The sequence below is a fragment of the Paenibacillus sp. Marseille-Q7038 genome (genome assembly GCF_965111595.1).
Window position 1 is genome coordinate 1474382 of record NZ_CBCOOM010000001.1, and the last position, 14784, is coordinate 1489165.

At 38.2% G+C, this 14784-nt stretch carries 15 protein-coding genes; 5 read left to right on the plus strand and 10 right to left on the minus strand.

Annotated features, from left to right (window positions below; genetic code table 11):
• Positions 1–124: 124 nt before the first annotated feature.
• Positions 125–2089, minus strand: coding sequence for a GTP-binding protein (locus ACWPWY_RS07105; protein ID WP_454191032.1), 1965 nt, complete (start codon positions 2087–2089; stop codon positions 125–127).
• Positions 2090–2412: 323 nt separating this feature from the next.
• Between ACWPWY_RS07105 and ACWPWY_RS07110 the strand changes: the two genes are divergently transcribed.
• Positions 2413–2730 (plus strand): hypothetical protein, encoded by a 318-nt coding sequence (locus ACWPWY_RS07110; RefSeq protein WP_454191033.1) that lies wholly within the window; start codon positions 2413–2415, stop codon positions 2728–2730.
• A 165-nt stretch (positions 2731–2895) separates the two neighbouring features.
• On the opposite strand, the gene ACWPWY_RS07115 is transcribed toward ACWPWY_RS07110, so the two are convergent.
• Positions 2896–4635 carry an ABC-F family ATP-binding cassette domain-containing protein gene (locus tag ACWPWY_RS07115; RefSeq protein ID WP_454191034.1) on the minus strand — a complete coding sequence of 580 codons (1740 nt, stop codon included), beginning with the start codon at positions 4633–4635 and terminating at the stop codon, positions 2896–2898.
• Positions 4636–4766: 131 nt separating this feature from the next.
• The gene (locus ACWPWY_RS07120) at positions 4767–5591 is read right to left on the minus strand and encodes a MerR family transcriptional regulator (protein WP_454191036.1); all 825 of its coding nucleotides are present in this window, start codon (positions 5589–5591) and stop codon (positions 4767–4769) included.
• 102 nt (positions 5592–5693) lie between these two features.
• On the opposite strand from ACWPWY_RS07120, the gene ACWPWY_RS07125 reads away from it, so the two are divergent.
• Positions 5694–6224 (plus strand): GNAT family N-acetyltransferase, encoded by a 531-nt coding sequence (locus ACWPWY_RS07125; protein WP_454191037.1) that lies wholly within the window; start codon positions 5694–5696, stop codon positions 6222–6224.
• A 284-nt stretch (positions 6225–6508) separates the two neighbouring features.
• On the opposite strand, the gene ACWPWY_RS07130 is transcribed toward ACWPWY_RS07125, so the two are convergent.
• Positions 6509–7393, minus strand: coding sequence for a LysR family transcriptional regulator (locus ACWPWY_RS07130; protein ID WP_454191038.1), 885 nt, complete (start codon positions 7391–7393; stop codon positions 6509–6511).
• Positions 7394–7482: 89 nt separating this feature from the next.
• Here ACWPWY_RS07130 and ACWPWY_RS07135 point away from each other — a divergent pair, with 89 nt between their 5' ends.
• Positions 7483–8121, plus strand: coding sequence for an HD domain-containing protein (locus tag ACWPWY_RS07135; protein ID WP_454191039.1), 639 nt, complete (start codon positions 7483–7485; stop codon positions 8119–8121).
• Between the two features lie 173 nt (positions 8122–8294).
• On the opposite strand, the gene ACWPWY_RS07140 is transcribed toward ACWPWY_RS07135, so the two are convergent.
• From ACWPWY_RS07140 to ACWPWY_RS07165, 6 genes are all read right to left on the minus strand, one after another.
• Complete coding sequence (locus tag ACWPWY_RS07140) at positions 8295–8927, minus strand: type 1 glutamine amidotransferase family protein (protein WP_454191041.1); 633 nt, start codon at positions 8925–8927, stop codon at positions 8295–8297.
• A 75-nt stretch (positions 8928–9002) separates the two neighbouring features.
• A complete protein-coding gene (locus tag ACWPWY_RS07145; protein WP_454191043.1) occupies positions 9003–9965 on the minus strand; it encodes a helix-turn-helix transcriptional regulator in 963 nt (320 codons plus the stop codon).
• Positions 9966–10005: 40 nt separating this feature from the next.
• Positions 10006–10419 (minus strand): hypothetical protein, encoded by a 414-nt coding sequence (locus tag ACWPWY_RS07150; protein WP_454191044.1) that lies wholly within the window; start codon positions 10417–10419, stop codon positions 10006–10008.
• 75 nt (positions 10420–10494) lie between these two features.
• Positions 10495–11046 carry a hypothetical protein gene (locus ACWPWY_RS07155; RefSeq protein ID WP_454191045.1) on the minus strand — a complete coding sequence of 184 codons (552 nt, stop codon included), beginning with the start codon at positions 11044–11046 and terminating at the stop codon, positions 10495–10497.
• 134 nt (positions 11047–11180) lie between these two features.
• On the minus strand, positions 11181–11942 hold the full coding sequence (locus ACWPWY_RS07160) for a MerR family transcriptional regulator (protein ID WP_454191047.1): 762 nt from the start codon (positions 11940–11942) through the stop codon (positions 11181–11183).
• Between the two features lie 24 nt (positions 11943–11966).
• A complete protein-coding gene (locus tag ACWPWY_RS07165) occupies positions 11967–12830 on the minus strand; it encodes a CPBP family glutamic-type intramembrane protease (RefSeq protein ID WP_454191049.1) in 864 nt (287 codons plus the stop codon).
• 147 nt (positions 12831–12977) lie between these two features.
• Here ACWPWY_RS07165 and ACWPWY_RS07170 point away from each other — a divergent pair, with 147 nt between their 5' ends.
• Together ACWPWY_RS07170 and ACWPWY_RS07175 are read left to right on the plus strand one after the other, a co-directional pair.
• The gene (locus tag ACWPWY_RS07170) at positions 12978–13505 is read left to right on the plus strand and encodes an RNA polymerase sigma factor (RefSeq protein WP_454191050.1); all 528 of its coding nucleotides are present in this window, start codon (positions 12978–12980) and stop codon (positions 13503–13505) included.
• Complete coding sequence (locus ACWPWY_RS07175) at positions 13499–14668, plus strand: DUF4179 domain-containing protein (protein ID WP_454191051.1); 1170 nt, start codon at positions 13499–13501, stop codon at positions 14666–14668. The genes ACWPWY_RS07170 and ACWPWY_RS07175 overlap by 7 nt, the downstream gene beginning before the upstream one ends.
• The last annotated feature ends 116 nt before the right edge of the window (positions 14669–14784 follow it).

Sequence of the window (14784 nt, forward strand, 5' to 3'; positions counted from 1 at the left end):
ACCGCTGTTTATGTTGATGAGAACTATATTGTTTCTTCTTAATAATCATTTCATTAGCTGCATATAGCGTTGTCTTACTCGTTCTATGTCTCTATCATCTTTATATGATATTCTACAAGATCATTCAAGATTCTAATTCAAGATGCATCTTGGCTTCCGCCTCATCCCATGGCACAGAGTACCCTGCTCCCTTGGCACAGAAAATGGACGAAGAAGTATACAAGGGATCCGCATCTTTGCGGTAGCCCATCCGCTCTATAACTTTCTCTGTATTATGGCATCGATCGTAGCCGCTGAACACGCAGCGAATACTACCTCGTCCATGCGTAAAGGATGCAAATTCGGCACTATAGTTCATGAAAGTCGACACGGGCACCCTGCCTGTCACTACCGCTTGCGTTCCGATCGTCTGAGGCGGATCAAAAGACCCTGAAGCACGCTGAATATCGGATAGCACCCTACCGATTTCATCAATAGCCACCTTGATTTTGAAATCGTAATAGGGCTCTAGCAGCACATTATCAGCTTTCTCCAGTCCCTGCCGCAGCGCTCGGAAAACAGCCTCACGAAAATCGCCGCCATGGGTATGCTCTTTGTGCGCGCGGCCCCTCAGTAGCGTAATATTCACGTCGGTAACCGGCATACCGGTCAGTACTCCATGATGCTCCCGTTCATAAAGATGACTCCGAATTAGATTCTGATAGCTGATGTTCAAGTCTTCGACATGGCATCGGCTATTGAACACGATGCCACTCCCCCTTTCTCCTGGTTCAATCAGTAGATGTACTTCTGCATAATGCTTGAGCGGTTCGAAGTGTCCGTATCCTTTCACAGCCGATTGAATCGTTTCCTTATACAAGATTTCGGGTTGTCCAAAAGAGATCGCAAAGCCAAATCGATCCCTTACAACCTGCTCTAGCACTTCTAATTGAATCAATCCCATGACGCGGATCGAAATCTCTTGGAATTTCTCATCCCAGACGACGTTCAGTGACGGTTCCTCCGCCTCTAGCATGCGAAAAGCACCAAGTACCTTCTGTACATGTATCGATTTGTCGAATACTACCTTCGATTGTAACGTCGGCTCAGAGTCGTAAACCAACTTGTCTGATAGTAACCCCAGGCCTTGTCCGGCTTCTGCGGCTGTCAATCCCGCAACCGCAAACAAGTCGCCGGCTGCTACTTGTTCTATCGGCTGTGACTTGAGACCATTCAGCAAGAATATTTGCGTAATTTTCTCTTCATACTGAACTCCGCCGCTCACGTAACCAAGCTGTTCCCTAACCTTCAACCGACCACCCAGTGCCTTAATGAACGTGAGTCTTGTTCCGCTTTCCTCGTGGCGAATTTTATAAACCCGTCCTTGGAACGAAGCATTCTCGTCATAAGACGTTGTCGCTAAAAGATGCAATTGATCCAAAAATTCAATCATTCCTGTATCCTGAAGCGCAGAGCCGTAAGCACAGGGAAAGAGAAGACCCGCTGCTATCATATTCTGCAAGGCCCCTAGCCAGAAGTCAGGATCTTCTCTCTCCTCCAGAAACGCTTCCAGCATAGCTTCGTCACGCTCTGCCATGGCCTCCCGCAACGACACACTCATAACACCATTAGTGAAATAATCAGTAATGCTGCATACTTCCCCTGATAACTGCTGACGGATATCTGACAAGGTTCTATCTATATCTGCGCCGATCCGGTCCGTCTTGTTGATAAAGAAGAACGTCGGAATCTGATGCTTTCGCAGGAGCTGCCAGACTGTCTCTGTATGACCTTGGACACCTTCAACCGCGCTTACAATCAGGATGGCATAATCAATAACCTGAATCGCACGCTCCATTTCCGGGGAGAAATCGACGTGTCCTGGCGTGTCTATCAAATAATAGGTGTCACCTTTATATTCCATTACTGCTTGATCTGCGAACACTGTAATGCCCCTTGCCCGTTCGATATCGTGATTGTCCAAAAAAGCATCCTGATGATCCACCCGCCCGCGCGACCGGATACTGTTCGTATGGTATAGCAGCTGTTCTGCAAAAGTTGTCTTACCTGCATCCACATGGGCGAACAGGCCAATTGTAAGTCGCTTCATAGAATCCCACTTTCATGCTTTTTAAATAGTTTACTAGTCTAAGTTTAAGCTGGTTTCATAACATTCCCGTATTCACAACGCTTAGTATATGCTAGGTGTATCCGGCTGTCACTGCTTCCTTCCGAATAAAATAGTATAAAGATTGAGTGTGCATTGGATTCAGGAAATTGAATGTGCACGCGAAGGTAGTTTGAATAAACTCTACAGGAGGCACTGTGTGTACTAGGACTCAGCTTAGGTGTGTCGGTGAAGCTTCGAATATTCTCTTTAGTAGACTATGATATAGTGTTATGATAAAAAATAAATGAAAACAGGGAGGTCCTATGTCCTTTTTAAAAAAGCTATTTAATGGTGATAAAGATGAAGATCGTAAGAAATACGAAGAAATTGATGAAACCTTTAAAAAGCATCTTCTTTGGTTGTTTGATGCTGATAAAGAGGAAGTTGGTATTATAACAATTTCAGAATACATAATAAACCTGTTTGTTCCGAAAGGTTACAGCGATATGGCAGAGATGAACTTAGTTGACACACTTAATAAGTTGGCTGAAAAGCATGATTTGGATGAGCTCGATATGATGACCTATCTTACGCATATGTTGAACGAATTAGCCCAGTGCTTAGAAGTTAAGATGGTATAGCCTGAGGTCGAAATGAAGTTAAACAGGACCCATCACGATACTATTTAACCTTCTTTAAAATGAACCACTGACCACGTCAAGAGTTATCAAGAAATCATTGCAGTAAAAAGACACTGATATTTTATTCATCAGTGTCTTTTTGTGTATACTTTTTCACCTATATTTTTAAAGTAACTTAATTATCTCTTCTAGCTCATCAACTAATACTTTTGCTAATTCAAAATTAGTATCTTTTAAAGCCAATTCTATTTTCATCTCAACTGACTTTTTCTTCTGTTCAATTTCTAAATAATTTTCATTAAAATGGCTAGCATAAATCATCTGTTTAAACTCTTGCATACTCATTTTACTAATCTTCTTATCGTCAATGATTAAAACGTAATCCATACCATTTACAACAGAATAGAAATCATGAGAAATCATGAGAACCGCACCTTTATAATCTTGGGTGGCTTTCTCCAGTGCGATTTGTGTATAGGTGTCTAAATGGCTTGTCGGTTCATCAAGAAGCAATATGTTTGCTTTACTGGCAGAAACTTTAGCCAATTGAAGCATATTTTTTTCTCCACCAGATAAAGATCCTATCTTCTGATCAAGAATTTCTCCTTCAAAGCCATAGTCTGAAATATACGATCTAATCTCATCATACGTTTTAAACCCAGCATCGATAAATTCGTCTAGTATTGTATTGGTATCGTTTAGCATTTCACCTTGGACCTGAGATAAATAAGCTACGGTAACATCCGAATTTATTTTGATTGAATCATGACTATTTTTAAAGACTTCACGGAGTATAGTCGTTTTTCCGGTACCGTTTGGTCCGATAATAGCTACTTTATCTGTAGACTTTATCTCAAAGCTAACATTGTCTAATAGCAGCTCATCAAAGGCAACACTATAATTACTGACATTTATAACAGTGGCGTCTTCCATCTCATGATCTATATCAAAACTAATGTTCGGTTGCTTAATGTCTACAAATGGCGCTTTAATTCTACGTGCTTCCAATCTCTCTTGAAATCTAACTCTCGCTTTTAACGCTCTCCCTCTAGATGCTTCAGAGTTATAAGTTGCGATCGCTCTAAGATTATCAATGATGCCATCGTATCTTTCAATTTCTTCTTGTTCAGCGACTGCGATTTCTTGCAACTCCATTTTTGTCTGAAGTAATGAGAAATTATACTCAATATATCGACCATCAAACTCTTGGATCTCTGTGTTTTCAAGGTGTATAATTTTGTTGAAACAATGGTTCAACAGATATCGGTTGTGCGTGACAACTAGCAGCATTCCCTTGTGGGAATTAATAAGATTTTTAAGCGCTCTTAGATTTTCAAAATCCAAAAACACATCTGGTTCATCCATAATCATAAGGTCCGGACGACTAAGCATTTCCTTCATCACTTGGATGAGTTTGAATTCCCCTCCGCTTATGGAGGATATGTTAAGATCTTTTAGCTTCATAAGGTTTGCCAGATTCAGCTGCTTATTAATGGTGCTTTCAAAATGATCCCCATCCATCGACTCAAAGGCGTCCAAAGCCGATTGATACTTTTCCAAGAGCGCATCCATATCCGACGTGGTTGCCATTTCAGCATAAATCGATGTGATTTCATCTTGTATCTTAATAAATTCTTCTCCGATATATTCAAAAACGGTCATTTCTTTCGTTTTGTCTACTTGTGAGAATTGACTTACATACCCGATGCTGCAATCCGGGTCTATCTCTAACTTGCCATCGAACAAATGTCTTTCGGGATCCATCAGTATATCTATCAGTGTACTTTTCCCGCTGCCACTTGTTCCTATAAAAGCGCAATGTTGCGCCTCTTCAAGCGTAAACGAAATGTTATTATATAGTTCCTTTTGTGGAAATGAGAAGGATAAGTTATCAACTTTTATCATCGTGTTACCTTTCTTTACAACTAAAATGTTGGCTATTATTAATAGAATTATCAAACACAGACTTTTAGAGTAACACTGTTTACTACCAAGTACAATTCATTTTTAGTCCTTGCCCTTGCTTCAAAATTCTTTTAAACCATGACTCTTACCTGAATTTCTGTTAGAAACTCTTCATTATTAATTGTATCCCTATTATCAATTTCATATATTTCGAAGGGGTCACCAAGTAACTGATATCCTTTTTCTTTTGCATAGGATAGAACATCAAATATTCTGTCTGAACTTTGACGATAGTCTCCTCGATAATAGAGAGAAAGGTATTCTCCTGCAGGGAGAACAAAATCATATTCTGGATCATCATCATCGAGAATAAAAAAGACAGAGTTAAATATGTCTTTATCGCCCTTATATAGGTCCTCAACGGATACGGATGCTCCAAAAAGTTGATTACCAAAATCACGAATTTTGCTTTCATGCTTTTTGTGCAGTTTTTTAATAGCAAAATCCATTTCTTCATCCCTGGTAATACGTGTGTCTAAATGCACGCAAGGTCGTTCCGGAAATGATTTTATCAAGAATTCACCCGTCTTAATTTGCATCGCTGTAGTTAGGACATTTATTCTTTCCTGGATCATACGTTGCTTAGTCTGAAGTCTGTTTAACTGTTCACGAACTAGATCTTTTTCTTTATGTAGTAAATAAAGAGTATTATCGATACTTTGGTAATCTAAATAATCTTTTATTTGTTGCATCGTAAAATCCAATTGGCGAAGATCACGGATAATGTTTAACTTGTATAGGTCCTTCAGACCGTAAAGCCTATAACCGTTAGTGTCACGACGAGGTACCAACACACCTATCTTTTCATAATATCGCAAAGAATCTATACCAATTCCATATAACTTTGATATCTCATTAATCTTATAATAATCTTTCAATTGATCTCTACCTTTCAAAATTTCCCACTCATAAAAGCTTGACCCTAGTATTATACCAGGGTTTAGTGTGATTTATACAAGATTGATACAGTAAAACACGATGCAGCTGGAGTGAATGATTTGATACAACAAGAGAAATTTGATCAAGTGTTTGACCTTATGAAAATGTCTTTTCCTGAGAGTGAGTATCGTGATTATAAAAGTCAAAGAAAGTTACTTTCCGATCGGCGTTATCACCTTCTTATAGAGGAGAATAAGCAGGGCGAAGTCATTGCATTTCTTGCAGGATGGGAATTTGAGAGTTTTAGATACGTAGAGAATATTGCAGTTTCCCCTTCGATTCGGGGAGGAGGATTAGGGAAACAATTAATGGAGCGATTTATGCGACAGTCTACTTTGCCAATTATCTTGGAAGTGGAGGAGCCTCAAGATGATTTGAAGAAAAGAAGAGTTCGATTTTATGAACGTCTTGGATTTTATTTAGGAGATTTTAAATATATCCAGCCACCCCTACGTGAAGGGGTGTTTGGTTTGCCTTTATGCATTATGAGCTATCCAGAGAAACTAACAGAACCCCAGTTTGAATTTGTGAGAGAGGTACTTTACAGAGAAGTATATAACTTTAACAAATTGAGCACCCAAAGACATTAGCAACCATCTATTAACCCTAGGATCTACACTTGCTTTAACAACATCTAATTAAAAAAGAGCAGTCGGTATGCAACCGCTGCTCTTGCTTATTTAATGATGTTATTTTGAATCGCAAACCTTACTTCGTTTGCTCCATCTCATCTTCAGGATATACGTCCTCATCATCTTTCAATAAGCTTTCATCCCCTACTGATGTAACCTACTACTCAGGTTTCAGTTAACGAAATTTAAATGTAGAATTCAAAGTTAAAGTGTAAACTGTTGTGCTGGCGTATCTAAGCGCTTTACTCTGTTATAATTCTTAGTTTTTTAAATTCATCCATTGTCATTTTATAAAAACTTTGGGCAATTGCATTTTTCCTGAATTGACTGTTATGGTACATATAAACTTCTCTGGTTATAGTGAGATTATTTATATTTGATATGTTGATACCTTCTAAATCAACTAAACTTAAAGACGTTCCAGAAACAATGGATATACCTAATTCATTTCTTACCATTTTATAAAGTATATCTAAACTGCTGACTTCCAGAGTAGGTATTATTCTCTTTTTATGTTTTTTCATCTCTTCTTCAACTAGTTGCCGACACAAATAATCTTCTGTCATTAAAATAACCGGATAATTATTAAGGTCATCTAATTCAACATGATCCGTTACATTATATTTTTCAGGAGAAATCAAATAGAATTTTTCTTGTATTATAAATTCAGACTGATGTGAATCTGATACTCCATTATAAGTAAAACCAATATCTATCTTCCCTTTATCGATATGCTCTTGAATATTATCAATACTCAAAAATTTAATATGGATCGAAGGGAATTCCTTATGGAATTTGACAAAAACATCTGATAACAGTTCAGATAGTTCACCGTGCAACGCGCCGACTCTAAGTGTGTTGTCGTCAATTTCCAAGTTTTTTAAATTTTCAAATGTATCGTTAAAAATAGATTGAATTGATTTTGTCTGCTCAAATAAATATTGTCCGGATATAGTTAAAGTGACTTTTCGATTATTTCTATGGAAAAGTTGAACATCTAACTGTTCTTCTAGTTTTTTGATCTGTTGACTAAGTGTAGGTTGTTTTATACCTAATTTGTTTGCTGCTATTGTGAAGTTAAGATGATTCGCTAATACATGAAAGTAATAAAATAGTTGGTAGTTCATGATGTCCCTCTACTATAGTTTTAAACTATTGTATCATAGATTGATTATACTGCAGGTCATCGTTATCCTATTTTCAGGAGGGATTAATTATGATAATAGATATTAACGAGGTTACAATACCTGATAGTAAGATGATTCAAGATGCACAAGATATTGTACATGAATATGGTAATGAATTGATCTGGAATCATTCGAACAGAGTTTATTTATTTGGAGCTATTAAAGGTTTGCAAGATCAACTATCTTTTGATTACGAATTGTTATATGTAAGTGCCCTATTCCATGACTTGGGATTAACTCCGACATACAGCAGTCCAGATAAGAGATTCGAAGTTGATGGGGCAAATGCGGCCAGAGAATTCTTATCTACCTATAATTTAGATAAGGAAAAAATCCAATTGGTTTGGGATTCGATAGCTCTTCATACTACTATTGGTATAGCCGAATATAAGGAAAGTAATGTATCTCTCCTCTATCATGGTGTCGGCATGGACGTAATGGGCGATAATTTCGATCAATATAATGAAGAAATACGCAAAACGATCGTTGCAAAATTTCCAAGGGGAAATTTCAAACACGATATTCTAAAAGCATTTTATGAAGGTTTCAAACATAAACCTGAAACAACCTTTGGTAATATAAAATCCGATGTTATTAGTCATTTCAATCCTCAATATCAACAAAAAAACTTCTGTTCATGCATTCTTCATTCTAAGTGGGACAGTTAACCATGTGAAATGTCAGGTACACCAATAGTTCTGAATTCATTGTGTGCCTGGAAAAGGAAGTAGGCCTAGGCGTAGTAAGTGTATGGATCTCATGCACTTACTATGCCTTTCCTTATCTTTCAGAAGCTGCTGAGTACTTGAAAGACTTGATTCATTTAAAATCGTGTTTTAGCTTATCTATTTATGGAATCCATTAGCTGGAAGAAGTATTCAGGTTTATGAGTCTTATTTAGGTTATACCATGAATGTAATGCATCTGGTGTAAATACATCTATTTTTTTCAGTACCTCCCTTGCAAATTCCAAAGGAGCTATTCCTGATGCAGTAACTAAATTCCCATCAGATACCGCAGATCCCAACTCATAAAACTTTTCTCCTTTATAGTTAGGACATACCATTTTAGTATACTCTAAGTTATTACTTGTATGCTTTCTAGTATCTAAGTATCCCATATTCGCGAGGCCCTCAATTGCACCACAAATTGCAGCTACAATAGTGCCAAGCTTTAAAGCTTGTCCAATTCTATCCAAGATAGGTTGATGAATTTCTTCACTCCAAGTAGTCCCTCCTGGTAAAATTAAAAGATCCTTACTTTCAAGAGTACATTCATCAAGAGAAATATCTGGTTTTATGCTCACTCCTCCCATAGTCGTAATCATTTCTTTATTAGCTCCTACTGTAATTACTTTTAAAGGTGATACATCTTGTTTGAAATATCTTCCAGAGTTTAGTTCAGCAATTAAATATCCATATTCCCAGTCCGACATTGTATTAAAAACATATAGAAAAACTTGTTTTGTTTGCATCCATTAACACTCCAATCACAATTGATATAGCTAACTGTAACATTACTTCCCTGACAACTAACGTCAGGGAAGTAATCAAATTTGATGAAATTCTATTAATTCCGACAAAGCTTCAATCATTCTTTTCTTAAGGCTGATTGGCTCAATAACTCGAATAGATTTACCGTACGTTAAAAGTAAATAAGGTACATATGTATGTATGATATCTTTCTGAAGAAGAAATACTGCTTGATTTGAAGTCCACTCTTGTAAATAATGTCCTAAAAACCAATGCTGGCAAATATCAGCCAATACATCTTTATCCCCATTAATAACCAAAGAAATGATCTCTTCCTTATTTTCTATAGTTGGAAGAAGGTTTTTCATAAAAAAGTCACGTGCTGAAAAATTATCTGGTCGGTTAAACTTATTTTCGGTTAGCGTTAAACTTTCAATTCGATCTACTCTAAAACTACGGATATCATTCCTAAGATGACAAAACCCAATGATATACCACTTATTATTCCAATAGATAATCCTGTACGGATCGACACATCTATAATTTAATTGCTTTTCGCCACTTTTATGGTAAAGAATTTTTACTGAGTACTCGTCAGCTACGCCCTGCTCCAACTCCTTCAAAAAAGGTTCCATAGAGATTGAACTTAATCTGCTTATTACTTCAAGACTAGTTAAATGATGGTTTATTTTTGTTTCCTGCTCTTGATTGGAGTATTTACCTAGTTTTGAAATTGCTCTATTTAGTGCTTCACCTCCATAATATCCGGCTTCTTCTGCAAAAACAGCAGCGTGCAATAGTGAAGTTTGCTCTTCAATATCAAAAAATAGAGGAGCCTCAATAAAATTGTTCAATAAAGTGTATCCACCGTTATGTCCTGGTTCTGAAATGATAGGTACGCCACTTGTTGAAATTGTATCAATATAACGATACACCGTCCTTATATTCATCTCTAACTTTTCTGAAATTTGTTTTGCTGTGATTTTTTCACCTGAACGAAGCATCCATAGAATTGCTAACATATTGTCAATCTTAGGCATGAACTTCCACCTCTATATGAAATTTATTTTCTATTTATTTTCAGTTAATATCCATTGCTTTTTTGATTATAAAACCATATTTATCCGTGGAACCGTCAAATGCATAATGAACAACTAGAATGTTTTCTCGTGTATACTCTGTTACTTTAGTTAATGTAGTAATGGTGTACTCTCCACTTTTAACGGCATTCTCAACTTGCTTTGAATTTTCAAAAAAATAGATAAGAATGGCATCTTCTTCTTTGCCGGTTTCTTTGATATTAAATTTATAAGGAACTACATTTTCTATCACTGCATTTGACGAAGGTTGTACTTGTCTTACCTCCATTCCTTGACTTTTGAGAGAAGTTTCAAAACTTTCTAGAAACTCATTCTTATCCAAGCCTTCTCCTTTTGCTATACACCCAATAGTAAAGAACAATAACAAAATGTTCAGCAAATTTACTTTTCTCATGACATCACCACCTTATAAATTTGCTATTCTCTTCGATAGTTTACATACCTTCCAATGTGTCGTGTAAAGGATCAGTTAATCATAACCTCCTTCGGCTTCAGGCAAAGATTTATAAGCCTCCGATTCCTGGGCCATATGCTGGATGTAGACTCTTAATTCTAGTAATTGTTTCGCATCCTCCGTCATTCCACAGTTTTGGTCTGTCCATGAAAAAGTCTTTGTTTCCCCCTCAACAGTTACTTTCCACTTATCTTCGTTGCTTGGCGTTTTGAAACAACCTTCTTCTTTAGATAATTCTTTCGGTCCCATTATGTCTATTGTTTTCATCTTGTCGTATATTTCTCGTAATTCATTTGTGGTAAATATGACTTTTGCTGTTGCCGAACCTTGAGTAATCAAATCTTTGGTTACCGTTCCCATATAAGTGTCTATTACATTCTTGGTTACTTCACCATAACCGAAGCTAACCACAAAATTGAAATCTGTTGGCATTTCTAACGGCATTTCCGTTTTCTGCTTAACAGTCTTCGCCAATTCCGTATTATTTACCACCTTAGAATCAGAACGATCAGAACATCCCGTTATCACCGACAATACAAGAAGTAACGTACAAAGTATCTTTTTCATTGCACTTCCCCTCCCGTTAATGTAATGACGAAAATTGGATGGAATTGGTTACAATAATTAACAAATACTCATCCCATATCAAAAATCCTACTCCTGTACGTGAAGTAGGACCGCAATAAAACTTCTTTAATCATTTACAATGATACGTCCGAACCATGAAAAACTTCCAAGATAGATTCGATATATCGAATCACTTCTCTTGTCATCCCATACATAATTGAAGACTGATCCTCATCAGGGATAATATAGTTCCAGTATGTTTCAAGCAACTGCTCATCCCCCATAAACAGTTGCCTTGCGTAATTATCAATTTGGGCAGCCAGTTGTTGTGAAGCCGCTGATGTCGGTGGTTCGTTGATATGCTTTTGAATGTCACGTAAGATATCTGCCCATTCCATAATAAGAGGATTATCAAATGCATTGGTTGGTAAATTCATCTGTTCTTCTGCAGTGAAGAAACGTTCACGTCTGCTCTTGTCCGGTGAAGGGCATGTTTCGATCTCACGAATGAAATTCAGCAGCTCACTTATGTTGACTTGACCAGTAGCTCGAATGGCATATTGTGCAGATTGAAGCAGATGCTCTACTGTCTGCAAACTTTCTTTTTGCTGATTCACAATGGACACCTGTTGCTCTAACGCTCTTTCCCATACTTCTATGAGGCTTGCTGTATTATCATCACTACCGGTCTGCCCAAGTATTTCGCTGATTTCAGTCAATGTAAACCGCATTTTTTTTAATATCGTAATTTGTTGCAGCTGAATAATACTATTTTCCCCATATAAACGATACCCACTATCGCTCCTTATAGGATGGAGCAAACCGAGTTTTTCATAATAATGCAGTGCTCGTATCGAGATCCCCGTTTTTTTCCCCAATTGACCGACGGTATACATTCATTTCGCCTCTTTCTTACTTCGTTATCTTCGTTTTACTACCCATTGTCCTGCTTTTATAATGAGTAAAATCAGTGCCGTGCTCAAAATCACCATGCCGAACAAAATAAATAGATCGCCTGTTCCTGCCTCATGCTCCGTGTAGGTTATTACTCTAAGATCGCCGCGAGGCAGGATGACAAATCGGGCAATTCCCAAATAAGCTAAATGAAATCCTATAGAAGCCCATAAGGAATCGGTCAAACTACGCCACAACTGTAAGGTTACGCCAAAGCATAACAGAAGAATTACATACTCAACCGTAATAGCGCCACCCGCTGTTATCCCTGTCAGTTTTTGTAATGCGAGGACAGCAACTGGAACCAATACAAACAGAATCACCTGACCCATATATGCAAAAATAACCGGCAGTCGCATACGCAGTCCGCTGTATACCAAACCTCTGAGCGTCAATTCCTCAGGCAATGCTTCATAGAGAACGGCTATAAGTAAATTGCCTGATATTGCTACGAGTAGTTCAGCCGCCAAATGCCACTCTGTGATTGTAACCCATTGCTGTGACTCCGCAATAAATAATCCCATTCCGGTCATCAGCAACGGTAAACCAAATCCACATAGAAAACAAAGTAATCCGTTTAGGGAAATGGGTAACAGCTTCAGCTTTGTTCCAAAACGATGCTGAATCAAAAAAAACGTTGGGATAATAATTATTGATACAACCACTGCCTGAATGAGAAGTACGACACTTTGTGATCCTCCCATAAACCTTATCCACTGCCCCATTACTGTAGCCTTAAACAATCCAATCGTCATGGTCAGCCATCCAAGTAATATGAATGCTTGCCAATGTGAATGGCCTGATTTTCTGTGTCTATCCAATTCCATCATGCTAATCCCTCCCTGTACATCATAAAGCCTACTGTATACGTAAGGGTCAAGTTTGTTTTTTATGTAACCTTCTAGCTTCCTACGCGATCTAATATATGTAACGTTACAAACATGATAATACTTTTAGTCAAGAAAGCAGGTGAACCATTGCATATAGAACCTATTGTCGTCAAAGCCAAAGCTGGGGATCCTGAAGCATTCGTGCAGTTGATGCAAGAGATAGAGTTACCTTTATATAGAACTGCAAGGTCCATCGTCAACAAAGACGAAGATTGTGCAGATGCCCTGCAGGAGACGATGCTTATAGCCTTTAAGTCCATCCATACACTCAGAGAGCCTGCTTTTTTCAAAACGTGGATCTTCCGAATACTGATTAATGAATGTAACAAAATGATTAAAAGAAGCTCAAGAACCCTTCCATATGGAGAGCTTCCTGACGTTCCTTCCACTTCCAAGGATTATGAGAACATTGAATTATGGGATGCTGTTCAGCATCTTGAGGAAAACTTGCGGATTGTCATTCTCCTTCATTATTTACATGACATGCCGATCAATCAAATTTCCGACATTCTCGAAATATCTACGGTAGCCGTGAAGACCCGGCTGCATCGCGCCCGCAAAAAGCTAAAGCATTCATCTCAAATCAATCAAGATAAGGGAGTTACGACATGGTGAACACTAAGTTAGAAGAACGATTAAAGAACTGCCAAAGCCTACTACCCGACCAGTTATCGGATATTACACGCTCCAAGCTGAATGAGACTTACCAAATCATCAGAGAAACCAATAATTCGAGTTCCCCCATTCAGAGGAACAAAAAAGTCACAAGAATGATTAATAAATGGTGGGTTTCCACTGCAGCCGCTGCAATCCTTGGAGTTACCATCATTGGTTCCGGCTTTGTCTCGCCCGTTATGGCTGATGCACTCAAGCAAATTCCATTTTTGGGCCAAATCTATTCATTATGGGGAGAAAATAACGGAGATCCCGGTGTTCAACAAGCCGAGGATTTCATCACAAACGTAAACCAAAGTGTGACCCATGGTAATGTGACTATGAATATTCCAACATTGTTATTTGACGGGACCCGAATTCTGATGAACATAACGACTCCTGGAAACCGTTTGGCTTCGGAACCCAATTCTCCGCTTTCCGCTGCCAATAAAGGGGCGGTGGATAAGTTTGAGGTTCTCTATGAAGGCCAACCTCTGCTCTGGAATTACGAACACATGGACGGTGAGACTGCTTCTAGTATAATGGTTGAGGTTTTGAATAATTATTATGAGCCCAGCACAACAACACAGACTGTCCCGTTCCCTGATCAATTTGACTTGACGGTAAATGTAAAGTTAAAGGGTTACGATGCCCCGTTCCAATTCATTCTGCCTGTTACAAAATCTACGCCCATTACCGTTCTAACTTCAGAGGAGACCAAACATCACGATAACATTAAAATGCAGATCAGTAAGGTGGAAATCACCCCAATCACAACGCAGTTATCGGTTGAGTACAAAACCAAAGCGGGACAGAGTATAGAGGAAATGCTCGCTTTGATCCCTTCGGAATACAAGGATGCTGACGGGGGGGTTATCGCGCTTCAGTATGACATTGTAGATGAACATGGCGTTCAACTGAAGGCCATCGGTGCTCACCCCTTAAGCGAATCTTATAATATTCGCTTTGAACCCTTCAAGACTCTACCGAGTACTGTAACTATCAAACCGTACTTAGTGATATCCGAAAGTCAAGCCCCAGCTGGGGTTAAGGGACGGTGGGAAGACAAAAATATGGTCAAGAAATATATCCCTGAGCTGGAGACTGTATTTTTGGTACAATAGTTCATCTGTTAAAAGGCCTTATTATCTATCTAGGGATTATTAGAGTATGCAAACCTACTAAAGACGGAGCCATAGTTGGCTTCGTCTTTTTATTTAATGTGTATCCTTCCTGTGCC